The organism is Holdemania filiformis DSM 12042, from assembly GCF_000157995.1.
GTDB classification, from domain to species: Bacteria; Bacillota_I; Bacilli_A; order Erysipelotrichales; family Erysipelotrichaceae; genus Holdemania; species Holdemania filiformis.
This window is the reverse complement of record NZ_GG657552.1, coordinates 189015-215469: the sequence shown is the minus strand read 5'-3', so window position 1 is coordinate 215469 and position 26455 is coordinate 189015. Positions and strand designations below refer to the sequence as shown.

Here is a 26455-nt window from a genome sequence, read left to right as displayed (position 1 = left end):
GTCTTTCCGTTTCTACCGTCACTTCCGGAGCTCGTTGCTTCCAGGTTTCAATTTCCTGCCTGGCTGGCTCCGTCAGCCCATCGTGAACTTCGATGATTTCCACCAGCGAGCTTGTCAGTTCATTGATCGTTTTATAACCAACCGCAAAGGCCAGCATCTGCGGGATCAGCAGCACACAGAAGGTAAACACAAATAAGCCGCCGAAAATTTCTACACCCTTACCCATTCTTCTCCTCCTTTTTTCAGAAAAAACGGATTGAAGCAATCATATTCAAAATTACAAAGCCAAGCCATAGAAACAAAACGTAGGGAATCATATTTTGTTTTTCAATCCGACGCTGCAGCTCAATCCGGCGTGCGCCCTGAATCTTTTCATTCGCAATTTTAGAAAACGCTGTTAAGATCAGCTCACGGTTTTCCGAAGTGATTGACAAGCTGAACAGCGTCCGCATAATCCTCCCGATATCGTCGATTTGCGAAAACCGCTGAGCAAACTTCAAATATGGCCGCAGATCTGAGCCCTGCGTATGAATTTCATGTGTTAAAACCCGCAGGTCTTCCTGAAAAATTGCCGGGGCTTGCCGGATCGACTTCTCAATCGCGTTAGGAACCGGATTGTTTTGAATCAAAATCGCAAGATGATTCAGATAGTAAGGAAATTCTTTTTTAGCCTGACTCAGCAGCTGGATATAAATCATCTTCAAACGCAGCCGATCGCCAAGATAAACTGCGGCAGACGTCAAGACCGCGCTGACCAGCGAAAACATATCCAGCGTTCCTTTCTTTATCGCCAGAATAGCCAGGCCGGCGGTGAAAGAGTAGAGAATTCGTTTAAGCATGCGCTCTCGCGGTGATCCCTTCCCTGTTTTTTCACAGTAAAACGCGTAATCTGATTCCATCCAGCGGTCTAACAACGCCGCCGTTTCTGAAACAAACGGGCCCGCCTGATAGCACCACATTCCCCATAAGCTCAATGCACTCAGCTGCATCAGCGCTAACATCAATCCCATAAATACACCTCTATTCCAGCTTGTCGTTACGACTGCACCAGGATTCATACAGGAACAGCGTCGCCGCGTTCAGCAAATAAAACAGAAAGATACAGAAGCGGAAAGTCTCCGTCGCCAGATTAACATACATGGAAGAATGGAACATTTTTTTCATTACAAGCGCTGCCAGCAGGTTTAAAATCATCATAAAGTAAAATACCGAACGGCTGGCAGCCTTCTTCTGCCGGTAATCGTTGATCAGCAGTTCACTCTCCTCCGTATTGTCAAACAGATAATCCACAAGCTGTTCGTTGCGGCCGCCTTCAATTTTTTTACCTTTCAATAACAAATGGAGATTACGGACCTGCGAATATTCGTATTTCTTTTCTAAATCATCCAGTGCCTGAGCAAAGTCGGAATTGGCTTCAATCTGCCCCACGCAAAGTTCAAGATCTTTCTTCAGCGGTGCCTCCACCAGCGCCGCGCAGTCTTTCAAAATCCGCAGACTGTTTTTATCTTCCCGGATGTAAAGAATCGCCGTCGATACATACGTCAGCATTTCTTTTTCTTCTTTCTCCTGAGCCAAGCGTTTCAGATTCATATAGAAAAAGGAGGGCAGAAAGAAGACCGCCAGGGAGGCGATGACGGCTGAATAAAACCAATGCTCGGTCGTTGCATAACACAATAAACCGCAGAGTGTTCCCAGAATCGCCGCCTGGCTTGCATACTGACCGGCAGGATAATGTCCGCCCAGAATTTCAATTCTGCGAATCAATCCAAAATATGAGATTTCTTTCAGTTTCCGCATGGCTCGGGTTTCTAGAAACCTCTGTCCGTCACTTCGATCCAGTTTGAACACGACGGCGCTGTAACAAAAGCCCAGCGCCAGAAACAAGATTTTCATTCCGCGCATGATTTCTTCTCCTTGGTTTCCGTCATGCCTAACCGGCGCTGCAGTTCTGGCGAGCAGCGGTTCAGCCGTCCGGTGCGGGCCCGATACAGAACATGCTGCGTACATTGACGGCTTTTCGGATCGTAAAGATATTCGATAATTTCGTCAACACTGCGGACAATGCCGTGTTTCCCGGTTTCTTTTTTCAGATGTACTACCAGATCGACCAGAGAGTAAACGCGCATCTCAAGCGAGCTCATCGACTCCGCGTCATTTTTCATCATCTGCTTAATCCGGGTCGTGACGGTATCGGCACCGCGGGTATGCATGGTCGTCAGCACGGTATGTCCGGTCGACATCGCATCCAGCAAATCATCAACTTCTTTTCCGCGGGCTTCCTGAAGCAGAATCCAGTTCACGTTTTGACGCAGCGCCATCGCGATGATCGCCGAATAATCAAATCCTGGGCGCACCCGGAACGCACTGCACGAAGCTTCAGGATGAATTTCCTTAATATTGAATTCCAACGAATCTTCGATCGTGACGATTCTCTGATCGACAGGAATATAGGTCGCCAGAAATTTTAAGAATTCCGTTTTGCCGCTTCCGGTTTCACCGACAAAAATCATATTGCAGCGGTATCGAATGCAGCGAATCAGAAACTGCAGCGCCGGGCGTGTGATGAATCCACTTTCCACTAAATAATCCTCGCTTAACATACTGGCGCGGGAAACCTTACGCAGCGCCAACGTCACGCCGCTGACGGAAAGCTCTTCATGAATCGCACTGACACGTAAATCAAGATCGGCATCATGAATATCCCCTTCCAGACAAGGACTGCCGGGGTTGAATTCCTTTTCCATCTTGTTGGCAACCTGGTTGGCGATGCGATTGATTTCCGTTTCCTGAATCGAACGATCCGTCAGGCGATAATGTCCATGATGATTGGAAGTCACCCAGATTTCATTGTGATTCAGACAGTTGATATCGCGGATATCTTCCTGGACCAGCAAATCACTGAGGACACCGAAATCAATTTTGTCAAATATCCGCGTTTCACTCATCTTCCAACGCCTCTTTAACCAGACTGACGTCGATTGTTTTTTGATAAAGCAGCTCGCGCATTTTCGCGATATCGTAGAAATCTTCAGCCTGACTTTCCGGATTCAGTGAACCATAGGTTACCATCGGCAGCACCGTGCCGAAGAATTTTGCCCGCTGAACCAGATCCGCATCTTCATAGGCAAGCGCGACAACGATGACGCTGGTCGCCTTATCCGACTGCGCGTCAATATTCTTTCCTGTGCTGTCGCGGACTGCGATCACCCGTGCCTGCGACACCAGCTGCCCGTACAACACCCGTTTTTCCGATTCATCGGCTTGGGTCGCATAGCCCTGAAAATACAAATCAATCTGATGACCCGGCAAAATGGAATTGGCATAGGACGTCTTGATATCGGCATCAATCGTCACCGCCGCTTCATTTTCCAGCAGCGGAAAAGCAGAAACATCGTGAAGCTCCTCCTTAGGAATCAATAGCGCTTCATAAAACAGAGATCCTTCCGCAATGGCATTGTAGGTGTCGACCGCCTGCCCCAGAAGCAACTCCGGGTCTTTTTCAACCCCTTCCAGCACAACCGGCCGCGGAACTTCGATCATTTGAATATCTTCCCGCTGAATCACCGTACCGGATTTTAAATAGCGTGCCGCAACGGGAATCAGCACGGGATCAATGGCTGCCTGCACCGTCGTTTCATACACCTTATAACCGCACAAGCCTACAACCAATGTCAGTATCAGCGTTAGAAGCAGCCGATACCGCTGAATAAAAGAACTGGAAAGCTTCAATTTCTTCATTCTGCCCCCTCGTTTCTTTCGATAATGACGACATTATCATATTGCGAATCCATTTCTGCGGTCATCGCCGCTTTTCCAGACTCACGCACAGACACGGCAATCGCCGCCGGATCTTCATGAATATCGACAAACCGCACTTCCAGCTGTGACAACGTGCTGTGATTCTCCGCGATTTTCGCATTCCACAGCCGCATCACTCTGTTTTTATTGACCGTCAGATGATGATTGACAATCAGATCTCCGCGGTTCAGCGATTCATCCATAACCGATAACTGCGTCGTCCGCACGCTTTCAAATAACGAATCCTCCATGATCAACTTGCGGTCGAAATCCAGAAATAATAACAGACATACGCAGGCCAGAAAAATCAGCCCATAAATCTTGACGGATTGACTCATTGTTATTCCTCCTTCATTTTAGTGAAAAGAAAGGAAAGCACCGCGCTTTCCTTCTGTGGGTTACGATATCGACGGTGTGTAATGCTGTCCTAAATCCAGCAAGTTTCCAACGGTCTTACTGATCCCGCTGGTCAGCTGCGCCGCAAATCCAGTATCAGCCATTGTGATGTAAGCTATCAACAGGCCGACCAGAATTACCGCGATGATTAATCCTCCGTATTCTTGAAATATCTCTTTCATAAACACTCTCCTTTCGCTTACACTACTAATATTGCGGTAATTTTAAAAAAGCCTTGCGAAAAATCAAAATATTTTTACTTTTTTCCGATTTTTTTATAAAATTTATGAAAATTTCTGTTTTTTTCATAAAATGACCTTTTTTTCTATTTTTCGGCCTTGCTATGTGAGAAATAAACGTAATTTCACATCTTAATTTTTATCCAGATTTTCCTCTTTGCGCAAAATTTTTTTTGATTTTTTAAAATTCAGGACTTCATTTTTTTTAAATTATGCTATAATAAGTAAGCACTTGGGAATAAGTTGAATGCGGGTGTAGTTCAATGGCAGAACACAACCTTCCCAAGGTTGCTACGGGAGTTCGATTCTCCTCACCCGCTCCATTATTTACGCAGATGTAGTTCAATGGTAGAACGCGACCTTGCCAAGGTCGACACGGCGGTTCAATTCCGCTCATCTGCTCCAATGAAAACCAAGCTCCGGATTCCGGGGCTTTTTATTTTTTCCAATTTCAGATCTAAATAACACAACTTTATGACCTCAATTTTTGAACACTTTATAAATTTTTCCATCCTGTTCTCATACTTCCTTCTATTACCGGGCTTCTTATTCCCGCTATCTGTCAAACATGACATCAAAAATGGTTTCATTTTTCATGAGTTAATGGAAATTTTCATTTTAATTTCTGGAAATTCTCTAAAACTGCTTGACTTTCCGCGAATAACGGATAGACTAATAACATACAACAGAAACATGTAGAGGTAGCGGTGCAGATGAGTAGGAATGAGAAGCCGGCAGGCGATGACTCTTTCAGAAAGGCAACCACCGCCGAATAGCAGACTTTGGCAGAAGTCTGTTATGGGGCTGCAGGAAATACCCGCAGCACTCCTTCATTCAATGAAGAGGCGCTATTGCATAGAAAACGGTGAATCAGCCGCGTATGTAATAGTACGCGGTTTTTGTTTGTCAGATTCATTTCTGAGGAGGAAAAAATGATGAAGAAAATGCTTACCCTTCTATGCGCTGTCATGCTTTTATTCACAACGGCCTGTTCGTCACAAAACGCTGCGCAGGGAAACCGGGATCCGAAAGACGGACTGACCGTCGCCATCGGCGGCCAGATCACAACCTTAGATCCAGGCTTAACTCAGGAAACCGTCAATGATTACGTCCTGCGTCATCTGACAGCCGGACTGTTCCGGGCGGATGAGAACAATCAGATTGTTCATGATTTGTGTCAGGACTACACGGTGTCTGACGATGGATTGACCTATACCTTCACCCTTCGCGAAGGTGTTATCTGGAGTGATGGTCAGCCGCTGACATCCGGTGATTTCAAATATGGTATTCTGCGCAATTTGACTTATGGCGCAGACAATTCCTGGTCGATCTACTATCCGATGACTTATCTGGCCGGCGCCGAAGCGATTGCCGGTAATCTGGATCTCGACCCAACCCAGATTGAAATTGAAGGTGTCAGTACTCCGGATGATAACACTTTAGTTCTCACACTGATCAAGCCGTGCGCCTGGTTCCCGCAGATGCTGACCAACTACGTCTGGCGGCCTTTGCGCGCAGACATCGCCGACGCCCACGAATCGTCATGGGCCTTCAAGCCAGGTTATCCGACAGTCGGCCCCTACACGCTGGAAGAATGCAATGAAAACGAAAAAGCCGTCGTCGTAAAAAACGACAACTACTATGACGCCGAAAGCATCACAATGCCGCGGATCACATTCTTAGTGATGGCAGATTCTGACGCGCAGTCCCTGGCGTTCAAAAACAAGGAAATTGATATGGCGCTCAACATTACCGCCACCATTGCCGAAGGTTATCCAAATCCTGAAGAAATTTGGAAAATCCCGCAAATTTCCAGTTATTTCATCGCTTTGAATTCAGGCTCTACGGGTCCGGATTATCTGAAAAATGTTGACGTCCGCCGGGCTTTAGCTCTTTCCATCGACAAGGACGCCCTTGTCAGCGCTGTCGGAAGCGAAGAATACTACCGCGTCTTACACGGATATGTCCCAGTGGGTTTAGCTGGAGCAGAAAGCGATTTCCGAAAGGAACAAGATGCTAAAGAAAAATATCTGGAGTACAATCCGGAAGAAGCAAAAGCATTATTAGCCAAAGCAGGATATGATGAAAGCAATCCGCTGAAAATTGTTTACAAGTATTCGCAAAGCCAGCTGCATGCGGATGTCGCGCAGATTCTGCAGCAGATGTGGCAAAAGGTAGGGATTAATTGTGAACTGACGGTCGTCGAATCCGGTGTCTTCTACAATCAGGTCGATAATGGAGATTATGAAGTTTCCCGCTACGGCTACAGCGCCGGCGACGATCCTTCCCAATTCCTCAATTTATGGACAACCGGGCAGCAGATCGTTGCTTCCGTGGATGACCCGACTTACGATAAGATGGTCGATGAAGCGGGATATCTGGTCGATCATACAGAATACATGAACGCGCTGCATGCCGCGGAACGTTATCTGATCGAAGAAAACGTCTATCTGATCCCGTTATTCAACTACAACACGCCGGGCTTAAAGAGCACTGCAGTCCAGGGTGTTGAAATGTGGGGACTGACACCGTTCTATGGTCACTGCACTATCCAGTCAGATGCTGCGTAGAACTAACAAGTAAATTAAACTGGAAGCTTCGCCACGACGCGGATCTTCCAGTTTTTTATACTTACGCCGAAAACGATGCGTCCGCCCTGCCCGCACGCGTCTTATTGCTTCCGCGATTGTTCGGTTATCCGCCCTTTTCATTTTTTTAGTGCTATAATGTCATCAGTGATAAGAGGAGGAACTATTCATGAACATATTGGCGATTGATTTAGATCAGACACTGCTTCACACCGACAAGACAGTTTCCGCGTACACGCAGGCAATCTTCCGCCGGCTGAAAACGGAAACCGATCATAAGGTGATCGTGGCGACCGGGCGGGCGGGCATGCGCGCCCAAGAATACATGGAGGCCATTGAAGCAGACGGCATCATTTCCCTGAACGGAGCGAAGACGATCTACCATGATCAGATTCTCAGCGAATACGGAGTTGAAGCGGACAAGGCGGAACAGCTGATCCGCAAACTGCTTACCCTGCCGGATACCCATGTCAACGTTACTTACCCCGATGTAATTCTGACCAATAACCGCAGTCTGGTCACCGGCGATCACGTTCATGAATATACCGATTATACAACGATCGATACCTTTGAAATTGCCAAAATTTCCATCGTTACCCAGCACCCGGAATTAATCCGTCAGTTCGATCTCGAAACTTATCATTGCAAGCTAGTCGATAACGCCAAGGATCCCAATTATTTTGCGATTCTTAACAGCAAAGTTTCCAAGCTCACCGGTTTGACTGATTTGTGCAGCCATCTGGGAGTGTCCTTCTCCGACGTGATCGCCTTTGGTGACGATTATAATGATCTGGATATTTTGAAAGCGGCTGGTCATGCCGTCGTGATGGGCAATGCCGCGGCCGAGTTAAAAACCTACGCTGACGATCTGGCGCTTTCCAACGATGAGGACGGCGTCGCCGATTGGGTTGAAAAGCATCTTTTAAACAAAAAGTAGAAACCGATTGTCATTCTCTTCCCATTAAACCTTCGGTAAGGAAAGAAAATCAGGCATCGGCAAAGGCTGAAATAATCAAGAAAACCTTTTGACCCGTTCTCTGCGGAAAAAGGTTTTTTTATGCAGCCGCAGTTCTGCTTTTTCCCTCAATGCCGGATAGATTGAAAAAGCCTGCCGCGTGTGCGGCAGACTCCAAGTACCTTTGTTTATTCTATTCGATCAGAACCTGATCCCTTTTCAGATTTTCAGTGACGGCATTTTGCCTCTCTTTACCGATTAAGCTTTAACGAGGGTCAGCGTAAATCCATCATAGCCTTTGATTCCCACGGTCTGCAAGCCTGTTGAATCCAGGCGGTCAGACAGTCCTAAATCTTCGACGAACTGCCTTACCCCCTTCACTTTTGGATCCTCACTATTCGCGTTGCACAGCTCACCGTCCCGAATCACATTATCCCCAAAGATAACCGTTCCCGGATGACTCAGCTGCAGGCACAGCTTCAGATATAAAGGGTTATTCGGCTTGTCCGCGTCGATGAAGATGAAATCGAACGGTTCTGTCTGGGCGTCAATCAACGTCTGCAGCGACTGCGCCGCCGGACCGCAAAGCAGCTGGACCTTATCCTGCAGACCTGCATGTCTGATATTTTGCGAAGCCAGTTCAAATCTTTCCTGTTCATATTCCAGGCTGACCACTTGTCCGCCGTCAGGGATGGCTTTTGCCATCCAGATCGTACTGTAACCCGCCAGTGTTCCCAATTCCAAGACCCGTTTTGATTTACTCATTCTGATCAACAGTGATAAAAGCATCCCCTGAGTCTTCGATACTTCATGTTCCGGAAACTGTCTATCATGGCTCTGTTGCACGGCATATTCTAAATCATTGTCGTCAGAAATCAGATGTTGGAAAAGAAACAGATCGTTTTCAGTCCATTTTTCTTGCATTGCCAGACCTCCTGTTTGGAAAGCCGAGATGCGGAATAGCCGAAGAACTTCATGATCCGTCCGGGTTGAAAGCCAATCGCTGCTTCGCCTTTCATTTATGGATCTGATCTTGAATTTCAATTCGTCGAAAACCTGAATTTTCCTGATTTAGGAATGGGTTTTCAAACGGTTAACCCACTCTGCGCTAACTTTCCTTTCTCTAAGGATAAACCTGATTTCACAGACCGTCAATGCCATCAGCTTGTTTAGAAGCCAGTCGACCTTTCATTTTACCAGGAAGACAAAAAAAGATATCCTTGCGAGTCGGCTGTCCGATCGGCGGATATCTCTGTTTTTTTAATGGTGGAGCTGATCGGGCTCGAACCGACTACCTCTACACTGCCAGTGTAGCGCTCTCCCAGGTGAGCTACAACCCCATTGCTTATAAATATTAACAAATTGACGGAAAGATTTCAAGACCTAATCACAAAAAGGTTGAGATCCTATCCCCTTTTTATCCGCTTCTCTTTCCTTTCCGATTGAAACTCCCCTTCTTTGCACGGCGCTTTCTGTCAACGCTGATGAGAACTCTAAGCCGTCATTCGCATACCATCCCCGACTTCCTGCCTTCCGGCCAATGACCGCCGGCTAAGAAACCGGGCAGAGGAGGAACAAACCTGTCCCCGCTGCTCGTGCTTCTGTTCTTCCGACCTCGATTCGAACGCTCTCTGACCTGCTTTTAAACAAATCCGCGGCTTACCATCCGCGCGGAAGCAGAAAATGCTTTTCCATATAGTCCGCAAAACCATCCTCATTATTTGTCTTTTCCGTGATAGCGTCCGCAATCGCCTTGGTATCCTCGCTGCCGTTAGCCATACAGACACCCCAGCCGCTGCATTCCAGCATTTCATTATCGTTGCTCATATCCCCAAATGCAATAACTTCTCCTAACGGCAATTGATTCATTTCACAATATTGTTTCAGCGCGACGGCTTTGGAAACCCGCCGATCAGTAAATTCCAGCATCGTCGTCTGAGTTTTAAACGCTTTAAAATTCGGCGATGGATGCTTACTGACATATTCAACCACCTCCGGCATGAGTTCCTCCGGCATCCGGAACATAATCTTCGCGTTTTCCTCCGCATAAAATTCGGAAATATCATCCACAACGAGCAGATCCGTGCGGTTCTTCTTGGACGAGCGCTCAGTTGCCTCATCAACGCGCAGGCACATCATCTTATCGCCAACGTACATAAACGGATTCAGATTGAACGGCGCCATCAATTCCAGGATTTCCTTGATCCACGCTCGTTTCAGTTTGTAATAATCATACCGTTTCTGATGCACACCGTCCCACAATTCGGATCCGTTCATTCCGATCAACACTTCAAAATCAAAATCAAAGCCCCAGTCCCGCGCCTGCTTATGCAGCTGCTGATCAATTGAACGCCCCGATGCGATGCCAAAATAAACACCATGATCATGCAGCCGGCGGATGACCTCTTTCGCCCGTTCCGTTAAAATACGTTTTGACGTGATTAACGTGCTGTCAATATCGCAGATGACCAAACGAAAATCTTTTATCATTCTCTCGCTCCCCCACTCCCTGATTTTTCTTCTTCATTGAAAATAGGTTCCTTACCATTCTAGCAGAATTTCTTGAAATGTGCGCAGAAAAGACTTATTTTCAATGAATTTCGAATCCCTCTTTTTGAAAAATCAATTCCTTTTTACAAGACAGAAAGATTAAAAGAAGAATCTGAACTACTAGCCATTGTTCAATCACTTTTATTCTAAATCCGCCAGCGGAAAATACCGGAACTTTTGTTTTTTTAAGACTGTTTTTACAATTTATCCGCTTCATTCCATGAATGATCAGCAGCCAGCTCTTTTTGAATTAAGGTCTCCGCCAGGGTCATTGCGTCAATCTGTTTTTGCAGGCGGCGGAAGGTTGCGGATGTCTCCGCGTGCTTCGCTTGAGCAGTACGGCATTTATGAATGATCGATTGAATCGGAGCCAGCGCTTTCATAAAATCCTCACGCGTGAGATTCTTAATTTTCTGACTGACAGCGTCGCTTGCAGCTGAGGGCTGGATCTTTCCCTGATCCGTATGTTCACCCCACCGCTCGCGCTTTAGCAAGAGATCCGCAGCCTGCAGCGCTGCTATGCGGTTTTTCAACAGACTGTGCTGCGCGCTGCCCTCGGCAAATTGAGGCTGGATTTTCTCGCATCTCCGCAGGATCGAAGAGATTTCGTTCAGCGCTGTGTCCAACGTTTCATTTTCCATTTTCCGGACGTCCCTTTTCTTCATTCAAAGCCATCAGATCCGCCGGATCATAGCGATGACTTCCAGCCTGGCTTTTCTTCCATTTCCAGCAAGCAATCGCTTCGCTTAAGCAACGACCCGGATTCCCGGCAAAGAAAGCACGGATATAGGTATTGTATTCAAATTGCGAATCGATCGGAGTTTGTTTCGTTTTTTTCTCATTCCGAATCCGGGCATAGGCTTCAATCGCATCGCCATACGTTTTGCCCGCATTGCTTTTCAGCCATTTCTGGAAAGCGACGTTAAACGAAAACGACGAACCGGTCTTCGCTTTGAAAAAAGCCCGGTGGATTTCAGAACAGACAAATGGCGATTCGATCAGCGTTTCTTCGCTCAGCGTGCCGGCAAGCTTCGTTCTGACTTTCGTCACCTTCACGCGCTCAACCGGTTTGCCTTCTAAGAAACAGGCGATTCTTTCCGTCAGTTCTGTTTTTCCGCCTGTGACGGGCAAGCCCGATGCCCGGCAAAAACGGACCAATTCTTCTTTCAGATAATAATGATTCCTAAAGGTCGACGCATCCAGCGATCGATTTAAAGCCGGTCTTTCCATCTTCGTTCCATCCTTTCCTGAAATACAGACATCCTAGATTCAAACAGGCATCCGGAACGCTGCTGATCAGCGTTATCCGAATGCCTGTTGACAGCGTCAGCCGCATTTCTTTTTCAATAAGCGATAAATCATGATTAATAAAACAATTTCTACAAGATCGAAGATATACTTCAAAAAAACTTGAACAAAAATATTGCCTGTCACTAAAACTTCTGTCATGCCGATCACGCCCCCACTTTCTTTAACGGTTTCCCATATCCCCATTATAAAGGACAAAAGTACCGTCGGCAAGGGACTTCTCGCTGACCCAATCTCCTTGGAAAACCTACTCTCCTGCTTTCTCGCGATGAGCCGTGATCAAGGTGTAACTGTGCGCGTTGATCGTAATCCGGCAGTCTTCCGTCAGCGCATACCAGTTTTTTCCCTTGCGCTGAATCTTGGTCTGCGGCAACGCGATCTGCTTACGGCACCAGCCGACGACGTCTTCCTCCCTGATTTGTAAGTTTCTGCGGATCCGCTCAGCGCCCATCGCTGTCGTATGCAGCTGATCCAGATTCTGTAATAATAAGTTCTCCTGCTCCATGACTGCTATTTTCTCCTTACCGCGCTATTCGTCAAACGTTTTCCTGCATTCCCCGTCTACCTTTTTCTTCTGGCCAGGTTATGCCTCAATGATCTGGAAAATATAGAATTTAAGGTAAGAGGTCTCCTCCATTGTCCAGAGAATCGGATGATCATGATTCTGCTGGGTAACGGAAACCTGCTTCAGCGTCACGCCGGCTTCCTGCGCCGCTTCCCGCAGCATCTTCTCGAAATTATCAATTTCCATAAACCGCGAACAGCTGCAGGTGATCAGATAACCGCCGTTTTGCAGCAGTTTCATCGCCTGATAATTGATGCGTTTATAGCCGGCATACGCCTGATGGATCGTTTTCCGGGATTTGGTGAACGCCGGCGGATCCAGTACGATGATATCGTATTGTCCCATCGCGCAGCGATCCAGATATTCAAAAACGTCAGCTTTCACAAATTGAATCCGGTCCTCCAGATGATTCAGCACGGCATTCGCCCGGCCTTGATCCAATGCCGTCTGGGAGACATCGACCGCGACCACGCTTTGCGCGTTGCCCAAAGCCGCGTTCAGGGCAAAACCCCCGGTATGACTGAAACAGTCGAGCACCCGCTTGCCATGGGCCATCTGCCGCAGCAGCACTCGGTTTGATTTTTGATCCAGGAAATAGCCGGTTTTCTGACCATTTTCGATATCCACATTCAATTTCAGGCCGTTTTCATTAATCACTGTTGTCGTCGGCAGGGAAACGCCGCCCCAGAAGCCTTTTTCCATTGGCAAGCCTTCCTTGGCCCGGACCTGGATATCATTGCGTTCATAGATTCCCTGAATCGTTTGACCATCCTGCCGCAGCGTTTCCAGCAACAAGTCATAGATCATCGGTTTGATCTTTTCCATCCCATAAGCGCTGATCTGCGTGACGAGAATGTCGTTATACCGATCCACCGTCAAACCCGGCAGCTGATCCGCCTCGCCAAAAATCAGCCGGCAGTTGGCAAGATTATCGCTCTCCACAGTTTTCCGGAAAGCATAAGCGAACTGAATCCGCCGCTGAAAGAATTCCCGGTCAATCACCACTTCAGGATTCTTAGTCAGAATCCGCACGACGATATGACTGGTTTCCGAGTAAAAGCCCGTGCCCAGATAACGCCCGTTTTCCGTAACGATATCCACCGGGGCTCCATTTTCCGGCGTTCCTTCTATTCCGATCAGATTATTGCGGTACATCCACATCTGCCCTTTATCCAGCCAGCTTTCACCGGCCTGCGAAATCATCACTTTTGCATAATTACGATCCATATTTCAACCTCATCTTCGTCTTTTCTTCCTGTTTAGTATAGCATAAATCCAGAATTCTGAACTACTCCCATTCAATATCAAAATCCTGAATCAAACTTTGCGGACAAAAAAAATTTGGATGTCTTTAACCCCTGAATTTAAGCTTTCATAAGCTCCATCAGAGTTCAACATCCAAACGTTATATTACCAATGGTGCGCCCAACAGGACTCGAACCTGCAACCTTTTGAATCGGAATCAAATGCGCTATCCAATTGCGCCATGGGCACGTAACATTATTATTTTACAATGGGAAGCGCATTTCGTCAAGCGTTTAATCGGGCGCCGGCGACGTTTTCTCTTTGATTTTCATGTTTCCCGCGCTCAGCGTCTGTTTCTTTTATCTGATCTGATATCTTAAAATTTTGTTCGTTGTTTGATTTACTCCCTGCACTTGCGATGTCCTGCAGGTCCGCATCCAGACGCCGTCAGGTTTGATGATTACGGCGAAGTCAGCGTTTTTGCTTGTCAGCGGTCCCGCTTTATTTTATGATAGAATTAATCTGATCAAAAATCCACAGTCAACAATCAGGAGGTAGGCGTTTATGGACGAATCACCCATCAAAGAAAACTATACCAGTTCCAAAATTCTCATTAACGATCTGATCCGCCTTACCCGCAGCGATCAGTATATTTTCCGCGGCATTAGCCGGCGCAGCGAATTAAATCCTTCGATCTGCCGCAAATACGACCGGGAAACGCAAGCTCTCGTTAATTTAAAAGATCAGGAATTCGCGCTGCTTCATGCTTTCCGGCAGCGGGCATCCAATTTGTTATCCGGCACGATGGAAACGCTTGATTATGTTGCCTGTGCCCAGCATTACGGGATTCCCACCCGATTGATCGACTGGACTTACAATCCTTTCACTGCTTTATACTTTGCCTTGTCTGAAAATAAGCAGCCTGACGATGGTTATTATGAGTTGTTTGTTCTGCCGCTTAAGGAACAGATTTTAATCCATCGTTGTTATTCCCAGACCAAAAGGGAAGCGGATACTGAATTCATTGAGGAATATGCTGGATTTCTGAACCAGCTTCGTGATAAAGCCCAGTTCATATCCCTAGTTCAGCAACGAAATGCCGCGTTAAATGAACTGAATATCGAAGCTGACGATCCCCAGCCTCAGGGCTTAATCATCTACAACGGCAGTTCCAGCAATGCCCGGCTGATCGCCCAGGCGGGGTTGTTCTCCATCCCGTCTTCCATTGAGGGCGATGAAGCGGCGAAAGAAATTCGCCGCAGCGCCCGCTGTATTTCGATCCGACTGTCAGATAAAGAACGCCGTGAAACGCTTGGTTTCCTGGATAATATGGGTTATAACAAACAACGCTTGTTTCCCGATCTCCAGAATCTCTGTGATTCTATCTTGGCTCAGACGTTGCAAAAGCAGGCAGGAATGTCGTGAGTAATTCCTGGTTTCTATAAAAAATATCGTTGTCCCCTCCCTTGAAAAGGATGAAGATAACGGTATTTTCTATTTTAATTATTGTTGATAATTTCAGGCTGCGGTTATTCTTAAACTATCCAGCCAAAAGATGAACAGGATCCTGATTTTTGATCACCGCCAACTTGGACCTCGCTTTTTCTATAACTCATCCTCGCCAGTTTCCGTATAAGCCTCCATGGCTTCCGGATCAAACAATCCGATCTGCTGCCGGCCGATCTCAATCAGTCCTTCGCTTAGTTCTGCATCCCCTTGAAACATCCGGCGTGAGATCAATTCCATCAACATCCCCAAATTTAAGCCATAATACAGCTTCAGATTGGGTTCCTCCGTCACAATTTCCATCGCCACGTTAAACGGCGTCCCGCTGAACAGATCCGCCAAAATAATAATTTGCTCGTTTCTTTCCAGTCTTTCCAACACCGTATTCAATCGCTTTTTTAAATCTTCCTTATCCGATTCCGCCGGAAAGTCAAGCGCTTCGTAATCTGGCTGAGAGCCCATGATCAGTTCCAGCGACGAAGTAATGCCGCTGGCAAAATGACCATGCCCCATCACAATAATTCCTGTGCTCATCGCAATTCTCTCCGTTTAGGCTTCCGGCAAATGCGCCAGTTCTTCTTTGAACGGATTTTCATTGGTATCAATGTTAGTATCCTTAGCCCCCTTGGCAGCGACAAACTGGAAGGGAATCGTCAGCATAATCGGCGCCAGATACTTATTCGCTTTGACGCTGAACACTAAATCGCGATCGTCTGCCGGCGTATCCTTCACCGTGATCAGATGCACGCGATCGGTATATTTGCGGAACGCTTCGCGAAACTGCAGGCAGCGATTCCATTCCGCTTCATCCGAGCCCAGCATCAGGATAGTCTGCTTCGGTGTGATCGCCATCGTCGGTCCATGGGAATACTCCTCAATTTCATAGCCGATCGTCGGCAGCCGCAGCATTTCGCCGATCTTCAGCATGCCCTCTAAAGCCGAACCATAGTCGATACCGTAGCCCAGGACATAAATCCGGTCACTGTTGACAATCGTCGTCGCATTGCGGTCATACCAGGCTTCACTCTCCGTCATCACCTGATCGAACTGATTGACAAACGTTTCAGTTTCCGCCAGCGCCTGACTGACTTCCTGAGCTGTCAGCGTGCTGCGAACCTCGGCTGCGGCCAGCGCCCACAAATACAGCTGCAGCAACGTCACGGTATAACCGCGGGTTTCCGGCGGTGTTTCTTCCTTACCGCAAAGCAGATGGATGACATGATCGACATGCCGGGTGATCTCGCTGTCAAGATTCTCCGTCAGTGCTACGGTCGGATAGCCTTCGCTGCGTGCCTTTTCCATGACCTCGATCGTCGAAATCGAAGTCCCGGACTGGCTGATGCCGACAAACATTATTTCTTCTTTCTTCAGCAGGCCGGTCCAATCGGCGCGTTCGTAATGCGCGAACACCGTTGGATAATGAGCCTGCGCTTCCAAACCGCACAATTGCTTAAACTCGTAAGCCGCAATCTGCGATGCGTTGTAGGAAGTACCAGAACCGAAAAACAGCACTTTTTTGATCGGCAGCTCCTCAAACAGCTGGCGAAAGGGCTCGACAAACTCCGCGCGGTGCGCAAAGGCAGCCCTTAACGCCCGCGGCTGATCTTTCATATAACCTAATACCGTTGGTTTTTCCATAATTTCTTCCTCGTTCCTTTCTACAGTTTTCGGACAATTTCCGCCAGATCCTCCGGCACATCGTCCGGCACCATCTGAACGAGCAATTTAACGCCGTGATCCGCCAGCCGTTTGAAGTTCTCAATATCGGCGTCGGAGAGATACAATGTCTTTTTTACATGCTGATAACCCGGCTTTCCCGACAAGTTTCCAACGGTGATCTGCTTGATCGTATAACCGTCCTCCACCATCTTTAGCAGCGGTTCAGGTCCGGCCGCCAGCAGCATTACCCGGCTGCCTTTATCAAGATTGCGCTTCAGCTTGTCGGAGGCTGTCAGCGCGTCCAGAATTGACAGCTTCACCTTGGCCGGACAGCCGAATTTCAACGCCGTCTTGCGCATCTCGTCCTTTGCGATTTTATCGTCGATCACAACGATCTTTTCCACGCTGTGATGCGGTACCCAGTAGCCGCAGACCTGCCCATGGATCAGCCGGTCGTCAATTCTTACTTCAACAATTGCCATCGTATTTCCCCCTTATGCCAAAATACCGAACACACCGCAGATAAACGCCACGACAACGATGATCAGAATCAGCTTCATGATGCTGATCTTTTTCTTCAGCAGCCGATAAATTAACAGCGTTGCACCCAGAGAAAGCAGCTGCGGGCAGATTTCGTCGAGATACTGCTGAACGATGACTTCGCTGCCGGAAATCGTGAAGGCGATCGGACATTCCAGACCGATCCAGGCGGCAATCATACAGCCGATCGCGGCGACGCCGACAATTCCGGCGCAATAGGTGAACAGCTGCATCTTACCGGATTGCTGCAGATTTTCAAGCAGCTTGCTGCCGTTGTTATAACCGATTTTCAAGCAGTAATACCGGGTTATAAAGTTCGGAATATTAAAGGCCAGAAGCAGGATGACCGGGCCGAGCACACTGCCCTGGCTGGCGAAGCTGACGCCTAACGAACAGGCGATGACTTTGAAAATTCCCCAGAAGAACGTATCGCCGATTCCGGATAATGGCCCCATCAGAGAAACCTTGACGGCGTTGATCGATTCGACGTCGAAATCCTCATTATCGTGGGCCAGTTCTTCCATCGCAACCGCAATACCCATGACAAACGGCGACGGAGCAACGGTCATGTTGAACGCGGCGATGTGACGATGCAGCGCGGCCTTATAGCCTTCAGGATCATCCTTCCAGATCCGTTTCAGGCTTGGCATCATTGCATACAGAAAGCCCAAGCCTTCCATCCGTTCGTAGTTGAAGGAGCCCAGCAGCGTAAAGGAACGCCAGTAGATTTGCTTGAATTCTTTTTTGGACAGCTTACGCGGGGTGTCCTGTGTCGTCATCGACGTTGTCATTTACAGTTCCTCCTCTTCCGGTTCAGATGCTGAATTGAGTTGATCCCGTTTCAGCAGATAGATAATCCAGGCCAGCGCGACAGAAACCGCGGCCACCCCGATCATCGACATACCCAGCCAGGCGGTCAGTGCGAAGCCGATAATCAGATAAGGAATCAGGTCCTGTTCCAATAACAGGTTCATTAACAAGGCAAAGCCCAGTGCCGGCAGAACTTTGGCCACTGCATTCAGGCCGTTCGTCATCCAGGCCGGCAGATTGTTAACAATCACATTGATGACTTCATTGCCGAAGTATAACGCGACAAACGTCAAACTCAGATACATCACAAACGTCAGGATTCCGCAAAGCCAGTGGATCCAGATAATTTGCTTGTCCTTACCGCCCTCGTCGATCAGTTTGTCAACGGTGTGCATCGGTCCGGAATAAGCTGTATCCACCAGGGTTTGTAAAAATTGCATCAGAATCGAAACCGGAACGCCGAAGGCCATCGCGACTTCAATTCCTGAACCCGTCGACAAGGCGACCGCAGTACCGATTGTGCCGCCGGTACCAATACTCAGACCGGCCGTCGGACCAATTGAGGCCGTTCCCATCCAGATCAATTCCAGCTGAGCACCGATGATCAGGCCTTCTTTGACATTTCCTAAAATCAAACCGACCAGAAAACCAGTAACCACCGGTTCGCGGAGTTTGCATTCTCCCAGCCATCCGCCTTCCAAAACGGACAGGGCTGCGACAACGCCGATCAAAGCAGCTTGTAATGCAGACATAAGATTTTCCTCCTCCTCACAAGGCTGTTGCAACTATACCAGTTTATTCATCTGGTATAGTTGATATACCACTTAATTATTTTATACACCTTATGTCATAAGATTGCAATAAAAAAAGTGTGAAATTCACACTATTTCTTTGTTACGTATTTAAATGAGGTATATTCCGGCATATAATAGGCTTTTGTAAATTCTACTAACTGATGTTTTTCATCGAATCCGAAATATTCGTAAGCAAAGACCAGTTTTTTCGGCCCCGCTTCCATCACCTGCTGATACGCAGCAGGAACTTCCTGAACTTCCATATTGGAAATAATCGTCTTCGGCATGTGTCCCTGCATCTCCATATAGGTGTACAAAGAACCCTCGCCAAAGTTAAACCGTTCCGGCTGCTTGAACAGTGCGGCGGGAAAATAACAGATCTGCAAGGCGTAAGGCTGATCGTCAATCCGCGACAGACGGATGAGTTCATACAACCATGGACTGTCCGGAAAGTAATCCTGGGTGACTCCTTGGTTCTCAATCCGTTTGAATGACAACACCGTCCGGGTGGATTGGAAACCACTTTGCACAAGATTGCGGCTTAGACTGACATTCTCAGCGTCGCCAAAGGGTACTTTCTTTTCATTTTTCGGCAGCCGGCTGACAAAAGTACCTTTTCCCTGAATGGATACCAGCGTGCCTTCCTCAACCAGTTTTTTGATCGCGCTGCGGACCGTCAGGCGATTGATCCCATATTGCATCGCCATCTGACGCTCAGACATAATTTTTTCGCCCACACGGTATTCGCCAGTTCGGATTTTTTCCAGGATATTTTCCATCAACTGCACATAAACTGCTTTTTCCATACTCATACGGTCGTCACGCTCCTGAACTTAAAGAAACTGGGAATTGCGACAATTTGAAAATACTCAAACGGCTTCACCGAATCCAAATAGGTCAGACCCGTACTCATCAAAATTTCCGCGTCCTCCGCCACATGCAGCAGCCGCGCTTCTTCCTCGCTGGCATGTACGATCCGGATCTCCTCCTCATTGCGGCGGATATCATAGCCGAATTGTTCCCGCAGCACGCGGTACAGCGACCGGTTTTCTAAAGGCAGCGCCTCGATCCCGCGAACTTTTTCATATTCAATGTAGACCTGCTCGATCGACCGCGGTTTTTCCTCTACGATCCGCAGCTTTCGATAGCTGAAGATCCGAGTTGCGATCGGAATCTGCAGCTGTTCGCTGATCAGCTTATTCGCTTCGATCACCGACTGATTCAGAATCGGATACGTATAATGAAAACCCCGGGCCTCCAAAGCCTGGGTGATCGATTCAAACTGATCGAGCTGGCGTGTGACAAAGACTTCCTCATTCATAATTTCACCGTTTTTCTAGTGGTTTAGTATAGTATACCACTTCTGAAAAATAAGCTCAAGCTGTCAAGCCTTTGCGCGTTTGAAACCATCCGACGCACAGCTGGATCAACTCCAGCAACCTGCCTTTATTTCGTTTACAGAATAACAAAAAAACCGGGCGCAAGCGCTCGGCTGTTCGACTTTTGGTGGAGCTGCGGGGAGTCGAACCCCGGTCCAGGAATAGTCCCCATTCAGACATCTACAGTTTATTCCGTTTGCTTATAAAACAGATATGTTAACGGACAAAACTATCTGAGTTTGTCTGTTGATTGTCGGGAAATCCGTCCAGACTCCGAATCTCCTTATCCTTCATTTCTGATACTGTCCGGCAACCTGAAGAAAGAATCACCGGCAGCAGCTGCAATCTCTATGCTGAGATATTAAGCAGCGAAAGCAACCTGACGGTTTCCACCGAACAGATTAGCTAAAAAAGATTTTCCAGTTATTTTTTGTTGGCTGTTAGGCAGCCGCCCCACTGCAGTCTGAATCCAACTTAGACCTGTCGAAACCATGACAACCCCAGTTGTTATGCTATAACAGTATATAGCATAATCCGGTATCCGTCAAATTATTCTTGGTTGTTAGAAACGCGGTAGCCGCTCTTCCGGTCAACCCGGTATTTCAGCGGCTGCTTGTCCAGATAACGCTGCAAATTCTCTACCGCCATCGCGATTACCGTGTCATAAGTGCTCTGCTGGTTATAGTTACCCGAAACATGCGGCGTCAGGATCACGCGGTCATAGCCCCATAACGGATTGTTCATCGGCAGCGGTTCCGGATCCACAACGTCCAGGACCAGCCCGCCGAAGTGTCCCTGATCCAGCAGCGCGCACAATGCCGGCGTTTCTACCGTGACGCCCCGGCCGACGTTGACCAGCACGCAGTCCCGGCGCGTCAGCGCCAGCCGCCGCTGATCGAAGAAGTGCCGGGTTTCCGGCGTACTTGGCAGACACAGCGCGACGATATCCGCGTTTGGCAGTTCTTCCTCGATTTGATCCATGAGCACGAGCCGGTCAACATAATCCGGACAACCGCCCGGAGTCCGCTTCACGCCGGTCACGGTGCAGCCCAGCGCTTTCATCCGCCAGCCGAACTCCCGGCCGATATCGCCCAGGCCGACGATCAGCACCGACGACCCTTTCAGCGAACGTACCTGCCCCTCGTTTTTCCATACCCGCAGCTTCTGATTTTCACGGTACAGATTTAATTTCTTATAGATGGACAACACGCCCGCCAACATGTGTTCCGCAATCGCCGGTCCGTAAGCGCCCGTTGAGTTGCTCAGCAGCACGTCCTCGCCCAGCAGTTCTTCCTGCGCGTACTGTTCCGCCCCCGCACTTTCCAGATGCAGCCAGCGCAGCGCTCTGGCCTCCGGCAGCCAGCGTTTCGGCAGATTTCCGATAACGACCTCCGCATCCGCAACCCGCTGTTCGTCTAATGCTGTCCGTTCACAGAAATCAATCTGGGCTTGCGGGCAGGCCGCCTGAATTGACTCCCGCAGCGAAGGCTCCGTCGGAATCACCCAGCAAACTTTTACTTTTTCCATTGTCCGATCCTTCTTTCTGGCTTCATTGTACCCGAGCCGCCGGCCCGCGTCAATCGCCAAGCCGGACGATTTTCAACTCGATCCAACGCCTTGCCCTTCCTGTTGTTCCAGTTGTTTTTAGACTCAGTGTTTCTCCGCCGCTTCCATCCCGGTTGATTCAATCGCGCAGCGCGCGATGTTGCACGTGTGATCCGCCATTCGCTCCAGGTTGCCCAGAATATCGCAGAAGACGGAGCCTGCCACCGCAGAGCTGCATTCCTGCCGGCTCATCCGCTCGAAGTGGTTCTGCCGGGCCTTGTATTCCAGCAGATCCATGTAATTCTCGTCTTCCAGCAACGCGGAATAGAGCGTGTAATCCTGCGATTCGTAAACTCTTACGGACTGAGCGAGCATGTGATCAAACAGGTCGAACATCTGCAGCACCTCATCCTTCGCACCGGCGGAGAATGAAGACTGATCCTCGCTGACCATCTCGAAGAACTCGACGAGGTTCACGGTCAGATCACCGATTCGTTCCAAGTTCTTAATCACCTGCAAATTAAGATTCAGATCCGCCATTTCCTTATCCGATAAATTTTCCTTGGAGATCTGCATCAGATACTGCGTGATCTTGGCATCAAAGCTGTTGATCAGCGCCTCCGACTGCAGGATCATCTCGCGGTCCTCTTCGTCCGTTCCCTTGACGAAATAACTTTTTGCTTCCTGCACGGTCTTGCTTACAACGTCAACCATTTTAAAGATCGACTTGTGGACAAGCTCCAGCGCCGAAGCCGGCAGTTCGTGAATAATTTTCTCGTCCAGATCGTCGATCTTGATGTCCAGCCGTTCCGGTTCCTGTCCCGGAATCAACTTTTTGACCAGCTGACACATCTGCTTTAAAAACGGGAAGAACAGGATCGTCGCCCCGACGTTAAACAGGATATGTGCGACAGCGATCTGCATCATCGGCGCGATGTTCAGCATCGCCGACAGCTTTTGGATCAGCAGGATGTACGGCTGAAGCAGAAGCATGCCGATCAGGGTGCCGATCACATTGAATAACGTATGTAAGCCTGCCGTCCGCTTGGCTGCCAGACTGCCGCCGATCGCCGCGAACACGCCGGTAATCGTCGTGCCGATATTCGAACCGAACACAAACGGCAGCGCCGCCGACATCGACATCGCCCCCGCTTCCACTAACTTCTGCACCACGCCGATCGTGGCCGCCGAGCCCTGAATCAGCGCGGTCAGCACCGTGCCTGCCAACAGTGCCAGAAGCGGCTGCCGTCCCATCATTTCCGCAAAGGCGATGAATTCCGGCATGTCCTTCAACATCGACAACGAATCACCCATAATCCGTAAGCCATAGAACAACAGGCCGAATCCCATCACGATCTCGCCGACCGTGCGGCTCTTTTTCCGCTTGGCAAACGAAATCACCACGCCGCCCACAAACACAAAGAACAAGGCGAACTGTTCTACCTTCAAGCCGATCAGAAACGCCGTCACCGTCGTGCCGATATTGGCGCCCATGACGATCCCCGCCGCCTGTTCCAGGCGCATTAAGCCCGCCCGCACCAAACCGATCGTAATCGCCGTCGTCGCCGAACTGGACTGAATCATAATTGTGACCAGCGCCCCGATCACAATTGCCATCAGCGGTTTCGACGTATATTTATCAATGTAATCCCGCAGCTTATCTCCGGCTAAGCTCTTTAAACCATCCCCCATAAATTTGATGCCGAATAAAAACAGCCCGAAGCCGCCTAAAATCATGTCCCATTGTATATCCTGTAACGTCATTCTTCCACTCCTCTCAAAGGTAAAGATACCAAGAAAAAAAGAAAATGACTGTTAAGTTTCTGTTAAAATTTCGTTAATCTTACCCTTTTTGCCCATTTTCCCGTTCTGCGCCGAAATTTCAGACCCTTTCAACGCTGTTTTCCTTATTTTTTAGCGTACTTCTTTTACTTTTCTGCTTTCCTGCCAACAATCATTTTCCTGATCTGCGATCAAGACGACTGTCCTTCGCCATAAACAGTTTGCATCGTATCACAGAGAGAGGCCTGTCCACCGCTGTTCCTGATCCTCCATGATCATGGATCAATCCTGCGCCCTGTTCCTAGTTTCTCCTTCACGCTGCACTTCATTCTAAAAATGATCTGAGCCCGAGTTCTTTCAGAATTCTTAAAACGCAGGCAGGATAGGAATGTCCCGGCGCAAGCTATGCTATAATAAGATTAAGTCCTCATGGGACGACAGAGGAGGAATTAACGCATGATGTGGATTATTTTACTGGTCGTGCTCGCGGTGCTGGTCATCTGGTTTATCGCGACCTACAACGGGTTTGTTTCGTTAAAGAATAAAGTGGAGGAAGCCTTCTCCACCATGGACGTCTACCTGGTCAAACGTTACGATCTGATCCCGAACTTAGTCGAGACGGTCAAGGGCTATGCCGCGCATGAAAAGGAAACGCTGGAAAAGGTCGTATCGGCCCGCAGTCTGGCGATGAACGCGCATTCGATGGATGAGAAAATCGCCCAGGAACAGAATCTGTCCGGCTTGTTAGGCCGTCTGATGGCGATCTCGGAGAGCTATCCGGATCTGAAGGCCAACACCAACTTCATTGATCTGCAGCGGCAGCTGAAAGACATGGAAGGGGAAATCGCCAACGCCCGCAAGTATTACAACGGCGTGGTTAAAGCCTTCAATACCCGCACGGAAACGATTCCGAGCAATCTGGTCGCGATGATCTGCGGTTTTAAGAAAATGCCGTTGTTTGTCGTTAAGGATGAAGCCCAGCGCGAAAACGTCAAAGTTTCTTTCTAAATATCGCTTTCCGCGATATTTTTTAAACCTTGACATGGGATAAAACCCCGGTCCGGCTGCTCGATATGCCGGACAATAAGGAGTGGAATTTATGAAAAAACGAATTTTATTCAGCGTTCTGACGTTGTTTCTGCTTTTCCTCGGTTTGCAGCCGGTGCAGGCTCAGGAAGGCTTTACCATCGATCATTACGATATTCAGATTGAGGTCAGCGAAGACGGCGTCTACACGGTCACGGAAACGCTCGACGTTCAATTTCAGCAGCGCCTTCACGGCTTAAATCTGACGCTGCCTAAACGTTACCGCAATGTGACATGGCGGATTGGCGATACCGTGATGAGCCGCAGCTACGTCTTTCCGATTGATCACGTCGAAGTGCTCTCGGGTCATGAAGCCAAGCTCAGCGACGAGGATGATTATTACAACCTTCGCTTAGGCAGCGCCGATACCTATGCCCAATCTGAAGAAACCTATCAGATCCGCTATCAGGTGCATACCCGTGATTTGAGATTGGGCGACATCCAGAGCTTTTACTGGAACCTGATTTCTGTCAATTGGGATACAACAATCGAGAAAGTCACCTTCCGGGTAACGATGCCGAAAAGCTTTGACGCGAGCCAGCTGTACTTCTATTCCGATCTGCCGCAGGATCAGTTCCGCTTTGAGCAGGAAGGAACGACCTTCAGCGGCGAAACCTTAACCGCGCTGGCGCCGTTTGAGGGGATCACGGTTAAGCTGGATTTGCCTGATCAGTATTTTATCTATCCAAAATCGGCCGATTATTCTCTGCCGCTGACCCTCCTCGGCGGCTTGATTACCCTGTTCAGCATTTTCTGTCTGATGCGGTGGGGACGCGATGAAGCGTTGATCGTTCCGGTTGAATTCACAGCGCCGGAGGGAATCTCCAGCACCGAGGTCGGCATGATTCTAAACGGTTCCGTGCAGAACCGGGAAGTCTTGTCGCTGATTCTGGATTGGGCAAACCGCGGCTACCTGACGATTGAAGATCAGGAGAAAATCTTAAAGCTGAATAAACTGATGTCTTTGCCGGAGGATGCGCCGGTGGCGGAGCTGCGGTTGTTCAATGCGTTGTTTAAGAACCGCGACAGCGTGACGACAAAGCAGCTGGAAGAGAAGTTTTACACCCATCTCAACCAGGCGATCCAGGATTATTCCGCTTATTACCGGCTGCCGGAAAAACGGTTGTTCACCAGGCTTTCTTCAACCTTACAGGTAATTTTGACCTTGTTGGCGCCGCTGCCGATTGCGATTCTGGCGGCTTTGCAGTTCTACGCTGTTGAATTCAGCTTCGCGGCAATCGTATTCCTGATCATTCCGTATTTCGTGATGATCATCGTCATCGTTATGGGGTATTCTTTGCAGCGGCGCTGGCACAGCTGCGGCGGGGGATTCAAATTTGGAATGTGCCTCGGTATGCTTCTGCTTACGCTTCTCTGGGCGTTCTTATTGACGATCGCCTTTCTGACCGCACGTCACGGCTGGATCGTTCCGGTTTTCCTAGGTCTCTGCACGCTGATCTGCGCCGGCTGCGCGATCTTTATGAAAAAGCGGACGGACCGGGGACAACGATTGACCGGCAGAGTCCTGGGCTTGCGGAACTTCATCCTGTATGCAGAAAAGGACCGTCTGGCCATGTTGGTGGAAGACGATCCGACCTACTTCTATTCGATTCTGCCTTATGCCTACGCGCTGGGCTTATCCGATATCTGGGCTGAACATTTCCGGGGTCTGACCTTGGAACCGCCGACCTGGTACTATGGCCCGGATGG

General features: G+C 48.7%; 27 protein-coding genes, 4 tRNA genes, 1 other RNA gene and 1 riboswitch. Of the genes, 7 read left to right on the top strand and 25 right to left on the bottom strand.

What is annotated here, in order from left to right; all coding sequences use genetic code 11:
• The 7 genes from HOLDEFILI_RS19510 to HOLDEFILI_RS01845 all read right to left on the bottom strand — a co-directional run.
• Nucleotides 1-226 (bottom strand): hypothetical protein (locus HOLDEFILI_RS19510; RefSeq protein WP_006057652.1); only part of this gene is annotated, 226 nt, incomplete at its 3' end.
• A gap of 16 nt (nucleotides 227-242) precedes the next feature.
• Nucleotides 243-1010 (bottom strand): hypothetical protein, encoded by a 768-nt coding sequence (locus HOLDEFILI_RS01870; protein ID WP_006057651.1) that lies wholly within the window; start codon nucleotides 1008-1010, stop codon nucleotides 243-245.
• Between the two features lie 10 nt (nucleotides 1011-1020).
• The gene (locus HOLDEFILI_RS01865) at nucleotides 1021-1902 is read right to left on the bottom strand and encodes a hypothetical protein (RefSeq protein WP_039863682.1); all 882 of its coding nucleotides are present in this window, start codon (nucleotides 1900-1902) and stop codon (nucleotides 1021-1023) included.
• Nucleotides 1890-2945, bottom strand: coding sequence for a CpaF/VirB11 family protein (locus HOLDEFILI_RS01860; protein WP_006057649.1), 1056 nt, complete (start codon nucleotides 2943-2945; stop codon nucleotides 1890-1892). Before HOLDEFILI_RS01860 ends, HOLDEFILI_RS01865 begins: the two co-directional genes overlap by 13 nt.
• Nucleotides 2938-3738, bottom strand: a complete 801-nt coding sequence (locus HOLDEFILI_RS01855; protein WP_006057648.1) for an RcpC/CpaB family pilus assembly protein — start codon at nucleotides 3736-3738, stop codon at nucleotides 2938-2940. The genes HOLDEFILI_RS01860 and HOLDEFILI_RS01855 overlap by 8 nt, the downstream gene beginning before the upstream one ends.
• A complete protein-coding gene (locus tag HOLDEFILI_RS01850) occupies nucleotides 3735-4136 on the bottom strand; it encodes a DUF5411 family protein (protein WP_006057647.1) in 402 nt (133 codons plus the stop codon). The genes HOLDEFILI_RS01855 and HOLDEFILI_RS01850 overlap by 4 nt, the downstream gene beginning before the upstream one ends.
• Nucleotides 4137-4196: 60 nt before the next feature.
• Complete coding sequence (locus HOLDEFILI_RS01845; protein ID WP_006057646.1) at nucleotides 4197-4376, bottom strand: hypothetical protein; 180 nt, start codon at nucleotides 4374-4376, stop codon at nucleotides 4197-4199.
• 306 nt (nucleotides 4377-4682) lie between these two features.
• On the opposite strand from HOLDEFILI_RS01845, the gene HOLDEFILI_RS01840 reads away from it, so the two are divergent.
• The 4 genes from HOLDEFILI_RS01840 (at nucleotide 4683) to HOLDEFILI_RS18165 (ending at nucleotide 7958) form a co-directional block, all read left to right on the top strand.
• Nucleotides 4683-4756: transfer RNA gene (locus HOLDEFILI_RS01840), tRNA-Gly, on the top strand.
• An 8-nt stretch (nucleotides 4757-4764) separates the two neighbouring features.
• A tRNA-Gly gene (locus HOLDEFILI_RS01835) sits at nucleotides 4765-4838 on the top strand.
• A gap of 283 nt (nucleotides 4839-5121) precedes the next feature.
• Nucleotides 5122-5292, top strand: a riboswitch (Lysine riboswitch).
• Nucleotides 5293-5368: 76 nt separating this feature from the next.
• Complete coding sequence (locus HOLDEFILI_RS01830) at nucleotides 5369-7003, top strand: peptide ABC transporter substrate-binding protein (protein ID WP_039863679.1); 1635 nt, start codon at nucleotides 5369-5371, stop codon at nucleotides 7001-7003.
• 187 nt (nucleotides 7004-7190) lie between these two features.
• The gene (locus HOLDEFILI_RS18165; protein ID WP_006057644.1) at nucleotides 7191-7958 is read left to right on the top strand and encodes a Cof-type HAD-IIB family hydrolase; all 768 of its coding nucleotides are present in this window, start codon (nucleotides 7191-7193) and stop codon (nucleotides 7956-7958) included.
• A gap of 276 nt (nucleotides 7959-8234) precedes the next feature.
• On the opposite strand, the gene HOLDEFILI_RS01820 is transcribed toward HOLDEFILI_RS18165, so the two are convergent.
• The 8 genes from HOLDEFILI_RS01820 to HOLDEFILI_RS01785 all read right to left on the bottom strand — a co-directional run bounded on the left by HOLDEFILI_RS01820 (nucleotide 8235) and on the right by HOLDEFILI_RS01785 (nucleotide 13893).
• Complete coding sequence (locus tag HOLDEFILI_RS01820) at nucleotides 8235-8900, bottom strand: O-methyltransferase (RefSeq protein WP_006057643.1); 666 nt, start codon at nucleotides 8898-8900, stop codon at nucleotides 8235-8237.
• Between the two features lie 340 nt (nucleotides 8901-9240).
• Nucleotides 9241-9316, bottom strand: a tRNA-Ala gene (locus tag HOLDEFILI_RS01815).
• 319 nt (nucleotides 9317-9635) lie between these two features.
• Complete coding sequence (locus HOLDEFILI_RS01810; RefSeq protein ID WP_006057641.1) at nucleotides 9636-10466, bottom strand: HAD family hydrolase; 831 nt, start codon at nucleotides 10464-10466, stop codon at nucleotides 9636-9638.
• 257 nt (nucleotides 10467-10723) lie between these two features.
• Entirely contained in the window at nucleotides 10724-11167 is a 444-nt protein-coding gene (locus HOLDEFILI_RS01805; RefSeq protein ID WP_006057639.1) for a hypothetical protein, read from the bottom strand.
• Nucleotides 11157-11756, bottom strand: coding sequence for a DUF6434 domain-containing protein (locus HOLDEFILI_RS01800; RefSeq protein ID WP_006057638.1), 600 nt, complete (start codon nucleotides 11754-11756; stop codon nucleotides 11157-11159). The genes HOLDEFILI_RS01805 and HOLDEFILI_RS01800 overlap by 11 nt, the downstream gene beginning before the upstream one ends.
• A gap of 325 nt (nucleotides 11757-12081) precedes the next feature.
• Complete coding sequence (locus HOLDEFILI_RS01795) at nucleotides 12082-12339, bottom strand: DUF3781 domain-containing protein (protein ID WP_006057636.1); 258 nt, start codon at nucleotides 12337-12339, stop codon at nucleotides 12082-12084.
• Nucleotides 12340-12417: 78 nt separating this feature from the next.
• Nucleotides 12418-13626, bottom strand: coding sequence for a class I SAM-dependent rRNA methyltransferase (locus tag HOLDEFILI_RS01790; protein WP_006057635.1), 1209 nt, complete (start codon nucleotides 13624-13626; stop codon nucleotides 12418-12420).
• 190 nt (nucleotides 13627-13816) lie between these two features.
• A tRNA-Arg gene (locus HOLDEFILI_RS01785) sits at nucleotides 13817-13893 on the bottom strand.
• A gap of 315 nt (nucleotides 13894-14208) precedes the next feature.
• Here HOLDEFILI_RS01785 and HOLDEFILI_RS01780 point away from each other — a divergent pair.
• On the top strand, nucleotides 14209-15069 hold the full coding sequence (locus HOLDEFILI_RS01780) for an FRG domain-containing protein (protein WP_006057634.1): 861 nt from the start codon (nucleotides 14209-14211) through the stop codon (nucleotides 15067-15069).
• A gap of 180 nt (nucleotides 15070-15249) precedes the next feature.
• Here the strand turns inward: HOLDEFILI_RS01780 and HOLDEFILI_RS01775 are convergent, their stop codons facing one another.
• From HOLDEFILI_RS01775 to HOLDEFILI_RS01735, 10 genes are all read right to left on the bottom strand, one after another.
• Nucleotides 15250-15684, bottom strand: a complete 435-nt coding sequence (locus HOLDEFILI_RS01775; protein WP_006057633.1) for a PTS sugar transporter subunit IIA — start codon at nucleotides 15682-15684, stop codon at nucleotides 15250-15252.
• 15 nt (nucleotides 15685-15699) lie between these two features.
• The gene (locus tag HOLDEFILI_RS01770) at nucleotides 15700-16788 is read right to left on the bottom strand and encodes an SIS domain-containing protein (RefSeq protein ID WP_006057632.1); all 1089 of its coding nucleotides are present in this window, start codon (nucleotides 16786-16788) and stop codon (nucleotides 15700-15702) included.
• 20 nt (nucleotides 16789-16808) lie between these two features.
• Nucleotides 16809-17291 (bottom strand): PTS sugar transporter subunit IIB, encoded by a 483-nt coding sequence (locus HOLDEFILI_RS01765; protein WP_006057631.1) that lies wholly within the window; start codon nucleotides 17289-17291, stop codon nucleotides 16809-16811.
• Between the two features lie 12 nt (nucleotides 17292-17303).
• Nucleotides 17304-18140 carry a PTS system mannose/fructose/sorbose family transporter subunit IID gene (locus HOLDEFILI_RS01760; RefSeq protein WP_006057630.1) on the bottom strand — a complete coding sequence of 279 codons (837 nt, stop codon included), beginning with the start codon at nucleotides 18138-18140 and terminating at the stop codon, nucleotides 17304-17306.
• Nucleotides 18141-18911: a PTS mannose/fructose/sorbose/N-acetylgalactosamine transporter subunit IIC gene (locus tag HOLDEFILI_RS01755; protein ID WP_006057629.1), complete on the bottom strand. Its 771-nt coding sequence runs from the start codon at nucleotides 18909-18911 to the stop codon at nucleotides 18141-18143. It lies immediately after the preceding gene.
• Nucleotides 18912-19042: 131 nt separating this feature from the next.
• On the bottom strand, nucleotides 19043-19765 hold the full coding sequence (locus tag HOLDEFILI_RS01750) for a GntR family transcriptional regulator (protein WP_006057628.1): 723 nt from the start codon (nucleotides 19763-19765) through the stop codon (nucleotides 19043-19045).
• Nucleotides 19762-20274, bottom strand: a complete 513-nt coding sequence (locus HOLDEFILI_RS01745; RefSeq protein WP_006057627.1) for a GntR family transcriptional regulator — start codon at nucleotides 20272-20274, stop codon at nucleotides 19762-19764. The genes HOLDEFILI_RS01750 and HOLDEFILI_RS01745 overlap by 4 nt, the downstream gene beginning before the upstream one ends.
• A 183-nt stretch (nucleotides 20275-20457) precedes the next feature.
• Nucleotides 20458-20834, bottom strand: a transfer-messenger RNA (tmRNA) gene (gene ssrA / locus HOLDEFILI_RS18700).
• A 47-nt stretch (nucleotides 20835-20881) separates the two neighbouring features.
• Nucleotides 20882-21859 (bottom strand): D-2-hydroxyacid dehydrogenase, encoded by a 978-nt coding sequence (locus HOLDEFILI_RS01740; RefSeq protein WP_039863677.1) that lies wholly within the window; start codon nucleotides 21857-21859, stop codon nucleotides 20882-20884.
• Between the two features lie 123 nt (nucleotides 21860-21982).
• Nucleotides 21983-23641, bottom strand: coding sequence for a Na/Pi cotransporter family protein (locus HOLDEFILI_RS01735; protein ID WP_006057625.1), 1659 nt, complete (start codon nucleotides 23639-23641; stop codon nucleotides 21983-21985).
• A 474-nt stretch (nucleotides 23642-24115) separates the two neighbouring features.
• Between HOLDEFILI_RS01735 and HOLDEFILI_RS01730 the strand changes: the two genes are divergently transcribed.
• Both HOLDEFILI_RS01730 and HOLDEFILI_RS01725 read left to right on the top strand, forming a co-directional pair.
• Nucleotides 24116-24667: a LemA family protein gene (locus HOLDEFILI_RS01730; RefSeq protein ID WP_006057624.1), complete on the top strand. Its 552-nt coding sequence runs from the start codon at nucleotides 24116-24118 to the stop codon at nucleotides 24665-24667.
• Between the two features lie 91 nt (nucleotides 24668-24758).
• Nucleotides 24759-26455: DUF2207 domain-containing protein (locus tag HOLDEFILI_RS01725; protein ID WP_006057623.1), on the top strand; the 1697-nt coding region annotated here is incomplete at its 3' end.

What these genes read in the sequence shown, in the direction of transcription:
- HOLDEFILI_RS01870 (WP_006057651.1), bottom strand. Translation starts at nt 1,010, where the DNA reads ATGGGATTGATGTTAGCGCTGATGCAGCTGAGTGCATTGAGCTTATGG.
- HOLDEFILI_RS01865 (WP_039863682.1), bottom strand. Translation starts at nt 1,902, where the DNA reads ATGCGCGGAATGAAAATCTTGTTTCTGGCGCTGGGCTTTTGTTACAGC.
- HOLDEFILI_RS01860 (WP_006057649.1), bottom strand. Translation starts at nt 2,945, where the DNA reads ATGAGTGAAACGCGGATATTTGACAAAATTGATTTCGGTGTCCTCAGT.
- HOLDEFILI_RS01855 (WP_006057648.1), bottom strand. Translation starts at nt 3,738, where the DNA reads ATGAAGAAATTGAAGCTTTCCAGTTCTTTTATTCAGCGGTATCGGCTG.
- HOLDEFILI_RS01850 (WP_006057647.1), bottom strand. Translation starts at nt 4,136, where the DNA reads ATGAGTCAATCCGTCAAGATTTATGGGCTGATTTTTCTGGCCTGCGTA.
- HOLDEFILI_RS01845 (WP_006057646.1), bottom strand. Translation starts at nt 4,376, where the DNA reads ATGAAAGAGATATTTCAAGAATACGGAGGATTAATCATCGCGGTAATT.
- HOLDEFILI_RS01830 (WP_039863679.1), top strand. Translation starts at nt 5,369, where the DNA reads ATGAAGAAAATGCTTACCCTTCTATGCGCTGTCATGCTTTTATTCACA.
- HOLDEFILI_RS18165 (WP_006057644.1), top strand. Translation starts at nt 7,191, where the DNA reads ATGAACATATTGGCGATTGATTTAGATCAGACACTGCTTCACACCGAC.
- HOLDEFILI_RS01820 (WP_006057643.1), bottom strand. Translation starts at nt 8,900, where the DNA reads ATGCAAGAAAAATGGACTGAAAACGATCTGTTTCTTTTCCAACATCTG.
- HOLDEFILI_RS01810 (WP_006057641.1), bottom strand. Translation starts at nt 10,466, where the DNA reads ATGATAAAAGATTTTCGTTTGGTCATCTGCGATATTGACAGCACGTTA.
- HOLDEFILI_RS01805 (WP_006057639.1), bottom strand. Translation starts at nt 11,167, where the DNA reads ATGGAAAATGAAACGTTGGACACAGCGCTGAACGAAATCTCTTCGATC.
- HOLDEFILI_RS01800 (WP_006057638.1), bottom strand. Translation starts at nt 11,756, where the DNA reads ATGGAAAGACCGGCTTTAAATCGATCGCTGGATGCGTCGACCTTTAGG.
- HOLDEFILI_RS01795 (WP_006057636.1), bottom strand. Translation starts at nt 12,339, where the DNA reads ATGGAGCAGGAGAACTTATTATTACAGAATCTGGATCAGCTGCATACG.
- HOLDEFILI_RS01790 (WP_006057635.1), bottom strand. Translation starts at nt 13,626, where the DNA reads ATGGATCGTAATTATGCAAAAGTGATGATTTCGCAGGCCGGTGAAAGC.
- HOLDEFILI_RS01780 (WP_006057634.1), top strand. Translation starts at nt 14,209, where the DNA reads ATGGACGAATCACCCATCAAAGAAAACTATACCAGTTCCAAAATTCTC.
- HOLDEFILI_RS01775 (WP_006057633.1), bottom strand. Translation starts at nt 15,684, where the DNA reads ATGAGCACAGGAATTATTGTGATGGGGCATGGTCATTTTGCCAGCGGC.
- HOLDEFILI_RS01770 (WP_006057632.1), bottom strand. Translation starts at nt 16,788, where the DNA reads ATGGAAAAACCAACGGTATTAGGTTATATGAAAGATCAGCCGCGGGCG.
- HOLDEFILI_RS01765 (WP_006057631.1), bottom strand. Translation starts at nt 17,291, where the DNA reads ATGGCAATTGTTGAAGTAAGAATTGACGACCGGCTGATCCATGGGCAG.
- HOLDEFILI_RS01760 (WP_006057630.1), bottom strand. Translation starts at nt 18,140, where the DNA reads ATGACAACGTCGATGACGACACAGGACACCCCGCGTAAGCTGTCCAAA.
- HOLDEFILI_RS01755 (WP_006057629.1), bottom strand. Translation starts at nt 18,911, where the DNA reads ATGTCTGCATTACAAGCTGCTTTGATCGGCGTTGTCGCAGCCCTGTCC.
- HOLDEFILI_RS01750 (WP_006057628.1), bottom strand. Translation starts at nt 19,765, where the DNA reads ATGAGTATGGAAAAAGCAGTTTATGTGCAGTTGATGGAAAATATCCTG.
- HOLDEFILI_RS01745 (WP_006057627.1), bottom strand. Translation starts at nt 20,274, where the DNA reads ATGAATGAGGAAGTCTTTGTCACACGCCAGCTCGATCAGTTTGAATCG.
- HOLDEFILI_RS01740 (WP_039863677.1), bottom strand. Translation starts at nt 21,859, where the DNA reads ATGGAAAAAGTAAAAGTTTGCTGGGTGATTCCGACGGAGCCTTCGCTG.
- HOLDEFILI_RS01735 (WP_006057625.1), bottom strand. Translation starts at nt 23,641, where the DNA reads ATGACGTTACAGGATATACAATGGGACATGATTTTAGGCGGCTTCGGG.
- HOLDEFILI_RS01730 (WP_006057624.1), top strand. Translation starts at nt 24,116, where the DNA reads ATGATGTGGATTATTTTACTGGTCGTGCTCGCGGTGCTGGTCATCTGG.